The following is a 14248-nucleotide window of genomic DNA, read 5'->3' on the forward strand; positions in this document are numbered from 1 at the left end:
CGCGTGAACCCGCGCACCAAGCTGGCGCTCGCCGCCAAGGAGCTGATCCCGCTGCGCCAAGGCGATCTCGACGGCTTCTGCGGCCTCTATGCCATCATCAACGCCGTCCGACTGGCCATCCATCCCGGCCAGCGGTTACGGCATCCCCAGTCCAAGCGCCTGTTCGAAGCCGGGATCGTCACGCTCGCCCGGCACCGTCGCCTCCGCTACGCACTCAAGGACGGCATGACGGACGCGACATGGCGCCGGGCCTGCGAGGCTGTGCTTGCCGAGGCGGACCACCTCGTCGCCGGCAGCGTCACCGCCACGTGGATCTTTGCAGGCGAGGCCAGGCTCGAGGTCCGCGACATGGTGCGGCGCGTGCGCCGCAGCATACGCGAGGGCAACCCCGTCCTGATCACGCTTGGCGGCTGCTATCATCATTGGACGGTCGTCGTCGGCTTCAACGGCGACCGCCTCAGGCTCTTCGATAGCGCAAGCTACCGGTGGGTGCTGATCCGCTCGATCGGCTCGGCGACCGACCACCCGCTTCGGCGGCATCAGATCGCGCCCACCGGCGTGGTGGCGCTGAGCTTCCACCCCAAGCCGCCCACTTAACCGTGGACAGCGCCGCGCGACTGACATAGCTTCAGATCGTCGCTCCGATCTTAGCCGTGAGGAGCGGCCCGCATTGCGCGGCGAACGTAGGTTCTCGACCTCCAGGTCGGGCGGCCTGCGAAATAGAATACCTTCGGGGAATACGCGGGGCGCGTGTTCCTACGTTCGCGCGCGGCTAACCGTCCCGACTGGCGGGGCGGTGCGGCGAACGTGGGGGAGTCGTAAGCCTGCGCGGGCGCGTGCGCCCGGTGCATCCCGATCAAAGCCGTGCGCTCGCTTCCTGCCCCTCCGTGGCGGCGGGCGCGATGTCGGCTGCCGTTCATCTCATCCCAGCCTCCAACACAGAGGAACCAGCTATGTTGGCGTTTCGCCCGCTACAGCGTTACTTCGACTTTAGTGGAAGATCGGGCCGTGCCGAGTACTGGCAATGGATCCTGCTCACAACCGTCGCCGGGTGGATCGCGCGAGCCTTCGACGCCGCGGCCAGCAGCCCCTACGGCTCGCAAAGCAGTGTTGCGCTATCGGTGCTAACCCTTGGAACAATCATCCCTCAAGCTAGCGTTGGCATACGACGGCTACACGATCGCAACCTGCCCGGGAGCTGGATATACGGTGGGGTCATAGTCGCTACTGCGATCTTATTCTTGATGGTCCTTGCCGGCGAGTATCTTCAACAGCAATCAGGGAGCGTCCTCCTCCTAGGTGCCAGCGTCGTACTGGGACTACCTGTGTTGGCCGGAGCGATCTACCTGCTCGTCCAGCTAGCTATGCCGGGTAACCCAATCGCGAACGCCTACGGAGAGCCGGACACCTACGCACCCTCCGCCGGCGTGACCGACCTCACCACCAAGCTGTTGGCACCGATCTCCCCCCGCCCGGCGGACACCATCGAAGACGATCCGATAGCAGTGATCGAGCGTCTGGCGGAGCTTCGCGACCAAGGCGTGCTTACGCAAGTCGAGTTCGACGAGCAGAAGACTGCCATGTTGGCCAGACTCGGCAGACGGACGTGAACGCCACGCGTCCTCAAGAGAGCGACACCTATGTCTCATCTACGAAAGGCTTCTCATCAAGCCCCATGGCCGTAGCAAGACCAGCGACTTCGCAGGTGAGTTCGAGGAGAGACTTGATGCTACTTCACCGCTTTGTACTCGTAACGACAATCTGTCTCACAGCTGCAAGTTGTGGTGGATCGCTTTTCTCGGATATGCCAAACATGCAGGATGCTGCGTCCATCCGCCGTACCATCTTGAAGTTGAACCCCGTTTCGCCAAACGGGAGACCTAGCGACGACGGAATATACGGAACTGGGCAAGAGGGGTCCGACCGTTCTCTGTTTGTAAATTGGGCATTCCGCTACGCCGGCGATGATGCAGCGCGGCAGAATAACGTCGACTACAGACCGGCTCCTCTGCCCCCGTCGGTGGCGACAGCGATACAAGAGGAACGGGAATACGAAGCGAAGCAAGCGTCGCGGGATTTGGAGCAGAAGCGGAAGGTTCGGGCGGAAAGTGCTGCGGAAAAGGCGCTTTTGCAGCAAGCAATGCTGGAGGACCAGATAAAGAGCCAGAAGGCTTACGATGAAGAGTTCATCAAAGATAAGCAAGAGGCAGAAGCTCAAGCGGCTAGAGAGGCGAAGTTTGATGAGTGTGACCGTGCGCGTCTAGACGCGAACAAGGTGGTACAAGCTGACGATGGAGGAGCAACCTTTCGGTCGTTCAAGTGCGAGGAGCGCTTTCCGGCCAACTAAAGCGGATAAATCGACAGCTAAAGAAATGAGCGCCAAGGACTGGTTACAGAGTTGCCATTTTGTCACCAGTTGCGCACGATCGAGGTAGTTAGGCTCACAGGGAGCTGTGTATATGCGCAAGAGCTTACCGCTCGACAGAGCCTGGATCCGCTGGTGCGACGATCGGACTCTGACACCGTCTATCAAGGTAATCGAAGTCGGACAGAAGATCGACAAGCGCTACTGCAAAGGTTGGGGCAGCCCTAGCGGCGACTTCCGGATGGCAGGGGCGGATCAGCAAGTCACTCTGCTGTTTGCAAAAGCGTTGGAGCTGATCCTCTTTCACGGCCTCGACGCAAATGTCGTTCATCAAGCGCTCCTACCGATCCAAGAGTATCGAGCCTGCCTGCTCGGCAACCTTGTCCTCGAGGACCGGTAGCGAGCGGACACCGGCTCCATCGCGTGCCACGTATCCCTAATCGCGAAAGCGTGAACTGCGCGCTCAGGTCTGCCGCCGTTCGGTCAAGTGCAATGTAGTCCGGCAACTCTCAGCTGGCGCACGATGCCGTTGAAGCTGGCGGTGCAGCCCTGCGCTCGGCCGATGTCGTTCTCTTGGGCTGCCGCATCCCAAAACATCGTCAGCGGCCAGCGCTCGGGGCAATGCGTAAGCAGGCAGCGCAGCGCGAGGCGCACCGGCAGCGTGTCGACGCGCGCCTCCGTTGAGCGCAGCATGGCATCGCGTAGGATGCGGACCGAGAGATCGATGACCACTTGGCTATGGCGCGAGAGCGGCGGCACCTGGCGTCAGCGAAAGTTGCGGGCCTTGACCCGCACGACGGCATCTTCCGGGTCCATGCCGTCGGCGTGCGGCGGCCAGTAGCAGTCGCGCGGCCGCGGACTCCAGCCCCCCTGCTTATAGCCGGCGTCGCCGCGATCGGGTGTGCCCGAGTGGCGGGCGCCGTCACCACGGCCGGTGCGGTGCTGGAAGTCCATGTCGCCGACGCGGCGGAGCATGTCGGTGTAGTCGACGATCGTCTCCGAGATGACGTGGATCACCTCGCCCTCGCGCTGGACGCGGCCGCGGATCCCGATCATCGCCGCCGACATGACGGTCCGGCGCTGCGCCTCGAAACGATCGGGCCAGATGATCCCGTTGGCGATCCCGGTCTCGTCCTCGATGGTGAGGAACAGCACGCCCTTAGCCGAGCCCGGCTTCTGGCGGACGAGGATGATGCCAGCAACCTCGACGCGGGTGCCGTCGCGGACCTGCTCGAGATCGGCGCAGCGCCGCACACGACGGGCGGAGAGCTCCTGGCGCAGGAAGGTGAGCGGATGGGCGCGCAGGCTGAGCTGGAGCGCCGCATAGTCCTCCACGACCTCGCGTCCGGCGGTGAGCGGGCGTAGCGCGACGTTGGGCTCGATGCCCTCCGCCGACGTCGCCGCCTCGCGGCTGTCTGCGGCGGCGAACAGCGGCAGCGGTGTTTCGCCGAGCCCCCGCACCTTCCACAGACCCTGGCGACGATCGTCGCCGAGCGCGTGGAAAGCATCGGCTTCGGCCAGCCGCTCGATCGCGGCACGTGGGGTTCCGGCGCGGCGCCAGACGTCGTCCACGCTCTCGTACGGTGTGTCGCCTCTGGCACCGACGATCGCAGCACCATGCGCGTTCGCAAGCCCGCGCACCTGGCGGAGCCCCAGCCGCACCGCCAGCCAGCGGCCATCCGTCGGCTCCAGCGTGCAGTCCCAGCGGCTGGCGTTGACGCACGGCGGCCGGACCTCAACGCCATGCTGGCGCGCGTCGCGGACGATCTGGGCGGGGGCGTAGAAGCCCATCGGCTGCGCGTTCATCAGCGCCGCGCAGAACACGTCCGGGTGATGATGCTTCACCCAGGAGGAGGCGTAGGCGATCTTGGCGAAGCTCGCAGCGTGGCTCTCCGGGAAGCCGTAGGAGCCGAAGCCCTCGAGCTGCTTGAAGGTGCGCTCGGCGAAGTCGCGCGGGTAGCCGCGTGAGACCATGCCCTCGACGAGCTTCTCCGAGAAGTGGCTGACGCCGCCGGTGAACTTGAAGGTCGCCATGGCGCGGCGCAGGCCATCGGCCTCGGCGGGTGTGAAGCCAGCGCCGACGATCGCGACCTTCATCGCCTGTTCCTGAAAGAGGGGGACGCCGAGCGTCTTCTCGAGCACCGCGCGCAGCTCGGGCTTGGGGTATTCGGGCTTCTCCAGCCCCTCGCGACGGCGGAGATAGGGGTGGACCATGTCGCCCTGGATCGGGCCGGGGCGGACGATAGCAACCTGGATGGCGAGGTCGTAGAAGCAGCGTGGCTTCATTCGCGGCAGCATCGACATCTGCGCGCGGCTCTCGATCTGGAAGGTGCCGAGCGTGTCCGCCTTCTGGATCATGGCGAAGACGGCAGGGTCGTCGTCCTGGAGGTCGGCGAGGCCGACGGTGATCCCCTTCTCCTGCTTCAGAAGCACGAAGGCGCGGTTCATCGCGCCGAGCATGCCAAGGCCGAGGACATCGACCTTCATGAACTTCAGCGCGTCGATGTCGTCCTTGTCCCACTCGATGATCTGGCGGTCGGCCATCGCGGCGGGCTCGATCGGCACAAGGTCGTCCAAGCGATCGTGGGTAAGGACGAAGCCGCCGGGATGCTGCGAGCTATGCCGCGGCACGCCGATCAGCCGGCGGGCGAGATCAAGCGTGAGCCGAAGGCGCCGGTCGGAGAGATCGAGGTTGAGCTGCTCGACGTGCTTCTCGGCCACCCCTTCCTCGGACCATCCCCACACCAGCCCGGCGAGGCTGGCGGTGAGATCCTCGGGCAGCCCCATCGCTTTGCCGACGTCGCGCACCGCACCGCGCGCGCGGTAGCGCGACACAACCGCGGTGAGCGCGGCATGCGTCCGCCCGTAGGTCTCGTAGATCCACTGGATGATCTCTTCGCGACGCTCATGCTCGAAGTCGACGTCGATGTCGGGCGGCTCACGGCGCTCGCCCGAGACGAAACGCTCGAAGAGGAGCTCGTGCTTGATCGGATCGATGCTGGTGATGCCGAGCACGAAGCAGACGCAGCTGTTGGCGGCGCTGCCCCGCCCCTGACAGAGGATGCCACGTCGCCTGCTCTCGGCGACGATCGCGTTCACCGTCAGGAAGTATGGCGCGTAGTCCAGCTCGCCGATCAGCCTCAGCTCATGGGCGATCTGCGCGGCGTAGGCGTCGGGCACGCCGTCCGGGAACATGGCGGTGGTCGCCCGGCGGGTAAGCGTCTCCAGGGCCTCGTGCGCGGTACGCCCCTCCAGCACCCGCTCATGAGGGTACTGGTAGCTGAGCTCGCCCAAGTCGAAGCGGCAGCGGCTCGCGATCTCACGCGTGGCAGCGACGGCGTCGGGATAGTCGCGGAAGCGACGGACCATCTCGTCCGGCCCCTTCAGTGCGCGGTCGGCGTGAAGCTCTCGTCGGAAGCCGAGCTCGTCGACGGTGCATTTCTCGCGGATCGCGGTGACGACGTCCTGGAGCAGGCGTACCTCGGGGGCGTGGTAGAGCACGTCGCCGGTCGCGACCGAGCGCACGCCGGCGGCGCGCGCCTGGGTGTCGAGCTCGAACAGGCGCAGCGCGTCGTCGGGGCGGCGGCGGTGCGACAGCGCCATGTAGGCGCGATCGCCAAACAGCGCGGCCATGTCGGCGAGCGCGACGGCGTTGGCGTCGTCCGCCGCGTCGGGCAGCAGGATCGCGACGAGGCCGTCCGCCCAAGCCCGCAGGTCCGCCCACTCGAGCAGGCAGCCGCCCTTGCCGGCGCGCGCCTTGCCGATCGTCAGCAGCCGCGTGAGGCGCGACCAGGCGAGACGGTCGGTCGGGTAGAGCAGCAGCTTCCGTCCACAGGCGAGATCGACGCGGGCGCCGGCGATCTGGCGTACGCCGGTCGTCTTCTGCGCCTCCCAGGCGCGGACCACGCCACCCACCGTCCCGAGATCGGCGACGCCGAGCGCGTCGTAGCCGAGCAGCGCGGCCGCCGAGAACAGCTCCTCGGGCGACGAGGCACCGCGAAGGAAGGAGAAGTGGGTGAGGAGCTGGAGCTCGACGTAGGGCGGACTCATCCAAACAGCCCATGAAGGTGCCACGTCAGGTCGCCGGTGTTGCCCTCGACGCCGTCGCCGCGTCGGAAGATCCAGTAGCGGTGGCCGGCCTCGTCCTCGACGTGGAAATAGTCGCGGCACTGCCAGACCTCGCCGTCGCGCCGCCACCACTCGCCGTGGATGCGCTCGGGTCCGTCGCCCGCCACGACGGTGCGCGCCTGCCCACGCCACGAGAAGCGCTTGGGGGGGTGGTCGGGCAGCAGCGCCACCACGCCGTCGAGCCGCTCTGGGCGGCGGAGCAGACGGACGGGTCGCTTCCACTCGGGGAAGGCGCAGAGCTCGGCCAGCGGGTCACAGCGGCGCTGGGCGCGCTCGGGGACGTGGTTGTCGACAGGCCCGGCCCGGAACACCGCCGCCGGGCCGATGCGACCTGCAACGCGGTCGACGAGACCGGCTACGTCGCGGGGACGTGTCTCGCCCGCCAGCACCGCGCCCAGCGCCGTCGCCGACAACGGCTCCGTGCGCGGTGCCGCAAGGCAGAAAGCCTCGAGGCCGAAGCCGGGATCGATGCGGTCAAGCTTGAGCGTTAGCAGTCGCAGCAGGTGTTCGGGCTCGCGGGTGGCGCGCGACGTACCCACCGCCACCCGCTGCTCGCTGCCGTCGACGCGCAAGCCGGTGAGCACGATCGCACGCGCACCGAGGCCGCGTGTGGCGAGCAGCACGCAGAGGTCGCGCACGACGTCGCCCGCCACGGTGGCGATCGCCTCCGGCGTGCCGACCGGCTCCAGTAGCCGGCGCTCGACCGCGGGCACCTCATGCTCGACCACCGGCACGATCGGCTCAGCCAGACGGCCGAGCGCCTGGTCGAGGCGGTCCACCGCCGCTTGCCCTAGTCGCCGCGCCAGCGGGCCGCGCGCTACGGGTATGAGGTCGCCTACCGTCTCCAGGCCGAAGCGGCGGCAGGCGGCGCGCGCGTCGTCGTCCAGACGCAGCGCCGCCACCGGCAGCGGCCAGATCGAGTCCGCCGTCCAGTTCGCCGGCGTGACGCAGACCTCGTCGCCACCGTGGCGGGCGAGCGCGTACGCGGCGCCGGACGTTGCGGCCACCGCGATGCGTGCGGTGAGACCAAGGCGAGCGAGAAAGCGGACAAGGCGGCAGCAGAAGGCGTGCTCGCCGCCGTGAAGGTGAGCGGCACCGGTCAGGTCCAGCCAGAGACCGTCGGCACCGCTGTGCGCGACCGTCGGCGTCCAGTGCCGCACCGCATGCAACGCCAGACGATCGAGCAGCGCCGCGTCGCCGCCCATGTCATGCGGGCGTACGTCCAGCCCAGGCACCAACGCGCGGGCGTGCGTCGCCGCCATGCCGACAGGAACGCCCAGCGCCTGCGCCGCCGGGCAGGATGCGGTCACCTCCTGGCGGCGGCCGACCTGCGCCACAAGCACCAGCGGCGGGTGCTCCGGCAATGCTGTCGATACGACGGGAGACGTCGCGGGCGAGACGGCCTCCCGCCCGCGCTTGCGGCGGAACACGGGCTCGGCCGCCTCCGATCGCCGGCCGAGCTCGCGGATCGAGGGCTGCTGGTGCACCGGCAGCGCGACAACCCTCGCCGCAACGTCGGCGCGCGCCCAGCGCGCGCCCGGCCGCCAGCCGCCGCCGCGGGGGACGGAGCAAGCGCCGGGGTCGTCGTCGACCGGCAGCTCGAGCGCGCGCGGCTCAGGCGGCTTGTGCGTGCGCCGTTCCTGCCGTCGCACCCGCTCGATCGCGAGATGGGGCAGGAACAGCGAGGCGACCATGCGCATCGCAGCCCTCCAGGTTCCAGGAATGAGCCTCGCCGCCGCGCTGGCGGACGAGATCGACGCGCCAGCGCGCGCGGCCGACGCCCGCCACCGGCAGCCGTGCGGACGGCAGGCAGCCGACCCGCCAGCGCGTCGCCGCCGCGGACGGGGCGGACAGCGGGTCGACGCCGGCTCTTCGCCACCTTCTCAGCAACAGGACCGGCACGCCCGCCTCACCGGCGACGAGCTGCAGCCGGCGCGTCGCGACCATCGAGGCGGCACGCACCTCACCCACGACGGCGGCAGGCGTGCCGTCGCGCACCGCGTCCTCGACGACCGCGAGCAACGCGGCATCGTCTCGCGCTTCAGCGTAGAGCACCGATGATGCCGGCAAGCCGACCTGCTCCAGCCCCGGCGCGTAGAGATCGAAGCGGGTCAGCGCCCACAGCACCGGCGCGCTGGCTGCCAGCGCGCACCGCGCGACGATGCCGCCCAGGAACAGCGTCGCGGCGGCATCATCACCAAGCGCCGGCGACGCTGCGGCCACATCGTGCAGCCCGCCCAAAGCGAGACCGCGCGCCGCGAGACGGTCATCGACGGCCGCCACACCGAAGGGGAGCACCGCCGACGGCGCGCCGACGTCGGCTGCGGCGACGATCGCCTTCAGCTCGGCTAGCGGGATTGGCGGAGGGGCGGAAAGCATGCGGGACTCGACTCGTAATGTTCCTCCTATGTTCTCGCGCGGTTGATGATTGGTCAACAGGCTCGCGCTGTCCTGATGCGAAACCTTCGACGCCGGATCGACGCGCGCCGGCGCTGCCGGTAGATGCCTGCCAGCGTCTCGCCGGCGAGGTCGAGCGGCGGCGCTCGCGAAGAGGAACCGGCCGATGTGCAACCGCGCGCGCATGTCCTACGAGCCCGAGACCATCTTCGGCGCCACCAGTGCGCTGTTCGACGAGCGCCCGCGCGACAACCGCTTCGATCCGCACGAGCTGCGCCCCAAGGGTCGCGCCTACGTTATCCGCGAGGAAGCCGGCGAGCGAGCCTGGGACGTGATGGAGTGGGACGTGCTCGGCGGCCAGGCGGCATGGCCGATGACCAACGTGCGCAACCTCGGGCTGCCGCAGTGGCGCAGGCTCGCCGAGCGGCCGGAGAACCGCTGCCTCGTGCCGCTGACCGAGTTCTGCGAGTGGACGCCCGACAAGCACGACCTTGGCGACGGCAAGCCGCCGCTCAAGGGCGAGATGTGGTCTGCGGTGCCGGAGCAGCCGGTGTTCGCGGTCGCCGGCTTCTGGCAGCGCACGCGAGAGGGCCGCGGCTTCACGATGGTGACATGCGACCCAAACGAGCTGGTGCGGCCGATCCACCCCAAGGCGATGATCACGATCCTCGCATCGGAGGACGTGGATACCTGGCTGCGCGGATCCTACGACGAGGTGGTTCGACTGCAGCAGCCGTACGACGCCGCGCAGATGACGGTGCGAGGGCCGGTGTTCCCGACGCGGCGTGACGAGGCTTAGCCGCCGGTCGGCAGAACCCGGCCTCGACCGTTCCCAGGCATGGCCGGCCTGGCCGCACGGCAGGCGTTGGCGCCGCCGGATTGGCGGAGTAGCTTCGTGCCAAGGAGACTTGCGTGGCAGACCGCGACCCCAACCTGATCACGTCCGGCTTGTCTCGCATCGTCACGCGGGAGGGAAGGTCGGTCCGTGTGGAGATCTACCGGCTCGAGAATCGTCCGGGCTGGGCGCTCGAGGTCGTGAACGACAAGGGCACGTCCACCGTGTGGGACGAGCTCTTCGACTCCGACGATGCCGCCGAAGCGGCGTTCCGCGAGACCTTGGCCGAGGAAGGCATGGCGGCGTTCCTCGACAGCGCCAAGGTCATCCCGTTCCGGCGGTGAAGCTCGACGTCTGGCTTCCGTCGGCGCTGCCTCTCCGTCCGATCGCTGCCGCAGGCTCCGCGTGAACCAGGCGTCTGGCATCGTGGTCACCGGCCATGGCGTCGCGTCGGGCAGAGCAGCGGATCCTCGCTTCCCTGCCGGCACGATCGCGCTTCAGGCGCCGCTGTTCCGGGCACGTGGCGTCGATCTCGCCGCGCTGATCGGAGCCGAGCCGGTGATGGGCACCATCAACGTCGACCTCGCGCCGGCCGTGCCGCGGGTGCTCGCACCGGAGATCGAGCTCAGGGACGTCGTCTGGTCTCCGGTCATGCCGGCCGAGAACTTCTGGCTGTTCCGCGCGACCGTCGACGTCCCCGGCAGCTTGCACCACGCGTTGATCTACATGCCTGATCCGGCGACGAAGCCGGAGCATCACCAGCCCGGTAGCGTCATCGAGATTATCGCGGCGCACACCGGCGGGCTAAGTGGAGGACAGAAGCTCCGGATCTCGGCAGACCCGAGCTACATACGCTTCGCGCTGCCTCCGCTTACTCTCTAGCGTCGCGATGCGGCAGGGTCATCTACCGTAACCGCTACTGGCACCATTCACATCGAAACGTGACTCGTACGCTGCTGAAGACCGGAACCGTTCGCCGATGTCCGCCGCGAGCCACAAACATAGTGGGCACGACAGTGGGCATCACCCGCCGAACGTCTAAGTTTCGTAGCTAAATCAGTGCCATCTGGCGGAGACGGAGGGATTCGAACCCTCGATACGGTTTCCCGTATGACGCTTTAGCAAAGCGTTGGTTTCAGCCGCTCACCCACATCTCCTAGGTAGCGCTGCCTATAACGGCCCTTGCAGAAAGGCACAATGGCCGGCTCTCAGAACCCGACGTCGTTCATTGCGCGGCAAGCCCGCTTGCGCTTAATCGCCACGACTTGATGCGGGGGATGTGATGATGACCAGACTGCTCATGGTTGCTCGTCGCGCGACATTCGCCTCCCTCGCGCTGGCAATCGCCGGCGCTCCCGCTCTCACAGGCGCGCAGATCCGCACCGTTGATCCTTCCTCGCCGCAGGTCCGTTCCGATCTTGCGCCCGGGGGTGGCCAGCCTGAAAGCGACAGGGCCGCGACGCCTCCGCCTGCGCCCACGAACGGCTCCGATGAGACGAGCCTCTCGCCTGGTGCCGCGAAGCCCCCCCCCCCTAATGCCTCTCGCGCGCCAGAAGCGCAGACCTACGAGCAGCAGGACGTGTTCGAGGCAGCGGAGGGCGTATTCGGGCGCGGCGCACAAGGCCTCGGCAAGCTGATCGAGCGTATCCTCAAGGACCAGGGCCGTCCCACCGCCTACATCGCGGGACGCGAGGCAGGAGCCGCCTTCGCGGTCGGCATACGCTATGGCTCGGGGGTGCTCCACCACAAGATCGAGGGCGACCGGCCGGTCTACTGGACGGGTCCCTCGCTCGGCTTCGATATCGGCGGTAACGCCGCCAAGAACTTCGTGCTCGTCTACAACCTCTACGACACGCAGGATCTGTACCATCGTTTTCCCGCGGCGGAGGGCGCCGCCTACCTGGTCGGCGGCTTCACGGCCAGCTATCTTCGGCGCGGCGATGTCGTCCTTATTCCAATCCGGCTCGGTGTTGGCTGGCGGCTCGGCGCCAACGTTGGCTATATGAAATTCACCGATCGATCCAAGTGGATGCCCTTCTAAGGCATTGCGGCCCGGCGTCCGCGCCGCTACCGGGCCAAGGGAGTGGAGCGGTGGCCGAGTGGTCGAAGGCGCACGCCTGGAAAGTGTGTAGGGGCTAACAGCTCCTCGAGGGTTCGAATCCCTCTCGCTCCGCCACTTACGCCCTTTCTGTGGCTAGTCGATCACCCCGAAAACTTCTATAAACCCTCACAAATTAGCCGTTTTCGTTTCCGCTGATGATCGCGGCTGTCCACCTCTATCTACGTCATTGTGTGGGCTAGAGTATGGGCTAGTCCACGGGTCGGAGGTGATATGGGCAAGCTCACGGCGACGGAGGTGAAGGCTCTTACGGAGCCCGCACGTACATGGACGGCGATGGACTCATGCTGGTGGTCACGTCCAAAGCTCGGCGAGCTGGAAACTGCGGGCGATGGTCGCCGGCAAGCGCCGCGACATCGGCCTCGGATCGCTGAAGGTTCTGTCCCTCGCCGATGCACGGGATAAGGCATCAGAACTGCGTCGGCAGATCGCACAGGGCATCGACCCGATTGCGGAACGCAAGAAGGTCGCCGATCCGGTTCCGACCTTCCGGGAGGCTGCCGCCAGCGTCTACGAAGAGCACAAAGCCGCTTGGAGAACGGGAAGCATCAGGACCAGTGGATCGACACGCTGACCACCTATGCCTTTCCGAAGCTCGGCGATCGGCTGGTCAATGACATCGAAGGACCGATCATCCGCGACGTGCTGGCGCCAATCTGGCTGGCGAAGTCGGAGACCGCCCGACGCGTCCGCCAGCGCATCGGCGCCATCCTCGATTGGAGCTACGCGAAGGGCTACCGCCCGACCGAAGCACCGATGCGTTCGCTGTCTAAGGGCTTGCCCCGGCAGCCCCGCAAGGACGGCCATTTCGCCGCCATGCCGTTCACCGACGTGCCCAAGCTGATCGCCCGTTTGCGGGAGCGATCGTCAGTGGGAAGGCTCGCCATGGAGGCTCTGATCCTCACGGCGGCGCGCTCCGACGAAATACGCGGCGCAGCGTGGAATGAAGTCGATCTGGAGGCCGGCATGTGGACCGTTCCAGCCGAACGAATGAAGATGGGTCTGGCCCATCACGTGCCACTCGCGCCCGAGGCAGTAGACGTGTTCCGCCGCGCCGAACCCCTCCGTGTGCCGTGCAGCGATCTGGTCTTCCTGACGTGCTCCCCTGAAAGTCGGCCAGTCTGAGTTAGAGTCCGGCTTCGTGAGGAGAAGGACGTGAAGAAGGCCAACCGATTGAGCTGTTCACCACCACCTGCGCCTGGGACGGCGACCGGCTGATCCTCGCCCTGATCAGCGTTACGCCCGGCTATGAGAACCACGAATGGCTGATGCAGACGCGCGCTCCGGACCAGGGCCGCAAAATCTCGGTAACGCGCGCCATGGAGGACGAGCAGTCCGGCACGCTGCGCCTGCGCGTCGTTATCGAGTGCAAGCCCTAAATGAGCCGCAGCGTGAACCTCGCCGAGGTGGCGGCCGCCCAGGAGCAGATGGCGCTGTGGACCAAGCCGCGCCTTGACGTGGTGAACGAAGGGCTGCTTACGTTGATTTGGCGCTCCGCAGCGGTCGGGCTATCATTCACCAAGAATGCGGACGTGCCACTGTCACCATGAATGGCCGACTTAACCTTCGCGCCTGATGCACAAGTCGGATTCTCAAGACTTGGTAGGACGTCGAGACGGAGGCTCACGGGCGACGGTTTGCGCGACCGCTGCAAGCGCCAATGCGAGAAACGAGGGTCGACGAAGCCGCCGAACCGGCGGTTTCCTCTAAACCGAAATCAGACAGGAACGCCGTCTCGGTCAGGCGCATCGATGCACATGCCAGCGCCACGAAGATCCTGGTACTATCAGGCGGAAAGACCGCTTGCGATAACAGATCCGGTCAGTGCCTCCCGCGAAGCGCGACATCACTCCAGTCCTTTGCAGCGACTGCAAAGACTTAGAATGGTGGAGCCGAGGGGGATCGAACCCCTGACCTTCGCAATGCCATTGCGACGCTCTCCCAGCTGAGCTACGGCCCCGAGCCTTCGCGTGCCGAGCTGGGGCTCGGCGCGTACGCAGGCGATGCCTCTACGGCAGCCCATGCACGCTGGCAAGCGCTGTTCGAGGGCGCACGCGGCGTCCTCGCGCCCGCCTCAGTGCTCCTCGTCTTCGTCGCGCGTCGCCACGCCGAGATCGTCGTCGCCGCCGAGATCATTGTCGTCGTCGGCGGGCTCCTCCTCGTCCTCGACCTCTTCCAGACCCTCGGCGAGATCGCTGTCGACCTCCTCCTTCACCTTCTCGGGCTTGGGTGCGTCGAACGGCAGCGGCTGCTTGGACTTGAGCACCGGTTCGGGCGCCCAGGCGAGACCGCAATTGATGCAGGTCGTGGGATCGTCCTTGCCAAGATCGTAGAAGCGGGTGCCGCACTTCGGGCAGCTCCGCTTGGTGCCCCATTCAGGCTTCACCATGTGTCGAGATATCCC

The 14248-nt window shown here is 66.9% G+C and carries 16 protein-coding genes and 3 tRNA genes; 12 read left to right on the forward strand and 7 right to left on the reverse strand.

Annotated elements, in window-relative coordinates; genetic code table 11:
* Window positions 1-3 precede the first annotated feature (3 nt).
* The 4 genes from ACOFKX_RS06435 (at window position 4) to ACOFKX_RS06450 (ending at window position 2765) form a co-directional block, all read left to right on the forward strand.
* Complete coding sequence (locus tag ACOFKX_RS06435; RefSeq protein WP_419826221.1) at window positions 4-597, forward strand: hypothetical protein; 594 nt, start codon at window positions 4-6, stop codon at window positions 595-597.
* Window positions 598-953: 356 nt separating this feature from the next.
* Window positions 954-1610: a DUF805 domain-containing protein gene (locus ACOFKX_RS06440; protein WP_419826222.1), complete on the forward strand. Its 657-nt coding sequence runs from the start codon at window positions 954-956 to the stop codon at window positions 1608-1610.
* Between the two features lie 116 nt (window positions 1611-1726).
* A complete protein-coding gene (locus tag ACOFKX_RS06445) occupies window positions 1727-2347 on the forward strand; it encodes a hypothetical protein (protein WP_419826223.1) in 621 nt (206 codons plus the stop codon).
* A 112-nt stretch (window positions 2348-2459) separates the two neighbouring features.
* Window positions 2460-2765 (forward strand): hypothetical protein, encoded by a 306-nt coding sequence (locus ACOFKX_RS06450; RefSeq protein WP_419826224.1) that lies wholly within the window; start codon window positions 2460-2462, stop codon window positions 2763-2765.
* A gap of 83 nt (window positions 2766-2848) precedes the next feature.
* Here ACOFKX_RS06450 and ACOFKX_RS06455 read toward each other — a convergent pair whose 3' ends face one another.
* From ACOFKX_RS06455 to ACOFKX_RS06470, 4 genes are read right to left on the reverse strand one after another with little or no spacing between them, the layout of a single operon-like run.
* Window positions 2849-3097 (reverse strand): hypothetical protein, encoded by a 249-nt coding sequence (locus ACOFKX_RS06455; RefSeq protein WP_419826225.1) that lies wholly within the window; start codon window positions 3095-3097, stop codon window positions 2849-2851.
* Between the two features lie 33 nt (window positions 3098-3130).
* Entirely contained in the window at window positions 3131-6415 is a 3285-nt protein-coding gene (locus ACOFKX_RS06460; RefSeq protein ID WP_419826226.1) for an error-prone DNA polymerase, read from the reverse strand.
* The gene (locus ACOFKX_RS06465; protein WP_419826227.1) at window positions 6412-8193 is read right to left on the reverse strand and encodes a Y-family DNA polymerase; all 1782 of its coding nucleotides are present in this window, start codon (window positions 8191-8193) and stop codon (window positions 6412-6414) included. The genes ACOFKX_RS06460 and ACOFKX_RS06465 overlap by 4 nt, the downstream gene beginning before the upstream one ends.
* Window positions 8108-8872, reverse strand: coding sequence for an ImuA family protein (locus ACOFKX_RS06470; protein WP_419826228.1), 765 nt, complete (start codon window positions 8870-8872; stop codon window positions 8108-8110). Before ACOFKX_RS06470 ends, ACOFKX_RS06465 begins: the two co-directional genes overlap by 86 nt.
* A 184-nt stretch (window positions 8873-9056) precedes the next feature.
* Here ACOFKX_RS06470 and ACOFKX_RS06475 point away from each other — a divergent pair, with 184 nt between their 5' ends.
* The 3 genes from ACOFKX_RS06475 (at window position 9057) to ACOFKX_RS06485 (ending at window position 10607) form a co-directional block, all read left to right on the forward strand.
* A complete protein-coding gene (locus ACOFKX_RS06475) occupies window positions 9057-9689 on the forward strand; it encodes an SOS response-associated peptidase family protein (protein WP_419826229.1) in 633 nt (210 codons plus the stop codon).
* Between the two features lie 113 nt (window positions 9690-9802).
* Window positions 9803-10069: a hypothetical protein gene (locus tag ACOFKX_RS06480; RefSeq protein WP_419826230.1), complete on the forward strand. Its 267-nt coding sequence runs from the start codon at window positions 9803-9805 to the stop codon at window positions 10067-10069.
* Between the two features lie 61 nt (window positions 10070-10130).
* A complete protein-coding gene (locus ACOFKX_RS06485; RefSeq protein ID WP_419826231.1) occupies window positions 10131-10607 on the forward strand; it encodes a hypothetical protein in 477 nt (158 codons plus the stop codon).
* Between the two features lie 185 nt (window positions 10608-10792).
* On the opposite strand, the gene ACOFKX_RS06490 is transcribed toward ACOFKX_RS06485, so the two are convergent.
* Window positions 10793-10882: transfer RNA gene (locus ACOFKX_RS06490), tRNA-Ser, on the reverse strand.
* A 125-nt stretch (window positions 10883-11007) separates the two neighbouring features.
* Here ACOFKX_RS06490 and ACOFKX_RS06495 point away from each other — a divergent pair.
* The 5 genes from ACOFKX_RS06495 (at window position 11008) to ACOFKX_RS06515 (ending at window position 13394) form a co-directional block, all read left to right on the forward strand.
* The gene (locus ACOFKX_RS06495; protein WP_419826232.1) at window positions 11008-11766 is read left to right on the forward strand and encodes an EipA family protein; all 759 of its coding nucleotides are present in this window, start codon (window positions 11008-11010) and stop codon (window positions 11764-11766) included.
* 44 nt (window positions 11767-11810) lie between these two features.
* A tRNA-Ser gene (locus tag ACOFKX_RS06500) sits at window positions 11811-11901 on the forward strand.
* Between the two features lie 274 nt (window positions 11902-12175).
* Entirely contained in the window at window positions 12176-12418 is a 243-nt protein-coding gene (locus ACOFKX_RS06505) for an Arm DNA-binding domain-containing protein (protein WP_419826233.1), read from the forward strand.
* A complete protein-coding gene (locus ACOFKX_RS06510) occupies window positions 12376-12969 on the forward strand; it encodes a tyrosine-type recombinase/integrase (protein WP_419826234.1) in 594 nt (197 codons plus the stop codon). Before ACOFKX_RS06505 ends, ACOFKX_RS06510 begins: the two co-directional genes overlap by 43 nt.
* Window positions 12970-13235: 266 nt before the next feature.
* A complete protein-coding gene (locus tag ACOFKX_RS06515) occupies window positions 13236-13394 on the forward strand; it encodes a hypothetical protein (RefSeq protein ID WP_419826235.1) in 159 nt (52 codons plus the stop codon).
* A 334-nt stretch (window positions 13395-13728) separates the two neighbouring features.
* Here the strand turns inward: ACOFKX_RS06515 and ACOFKX_RS06520 are convergent.
* Both ACOFKX_RS06520 and ACOFKX_RS06525 read right to left on the reverse strand, forming a co-directional pair.
* A tRNA-Ala gene (locus ACOFKX_RS06520) sits at window positions 13729-13804 on the reverse strand.
* Between the two features lie 114 nt (window positions 13805-13918).
* The gene (locus ACOFKX_RS06525) at window positions 13919-14233 is read right to left on the reverse strand and encodes a TIGR02300 family protein (RefSeq protein WP_419826236.1); all 315 of its coding nucleotides are present in this window, start codon (window positions 14231-14233) and stop codon (window positions 13919-13921) included.
* Window positions 14234-14248 lie beyond the last annotated feature (15 nt).

The sequence above is a fragment of the Sphingomonas sp. genome, from assembly GCF_965200105.1.
Taxonomy (GTDB): domain Bacteria; phylum Pseudomonadota; class Alphaproteobacteria; order Sphingomonadales; family Sphingomonadaceae; genus Solisphingomonas.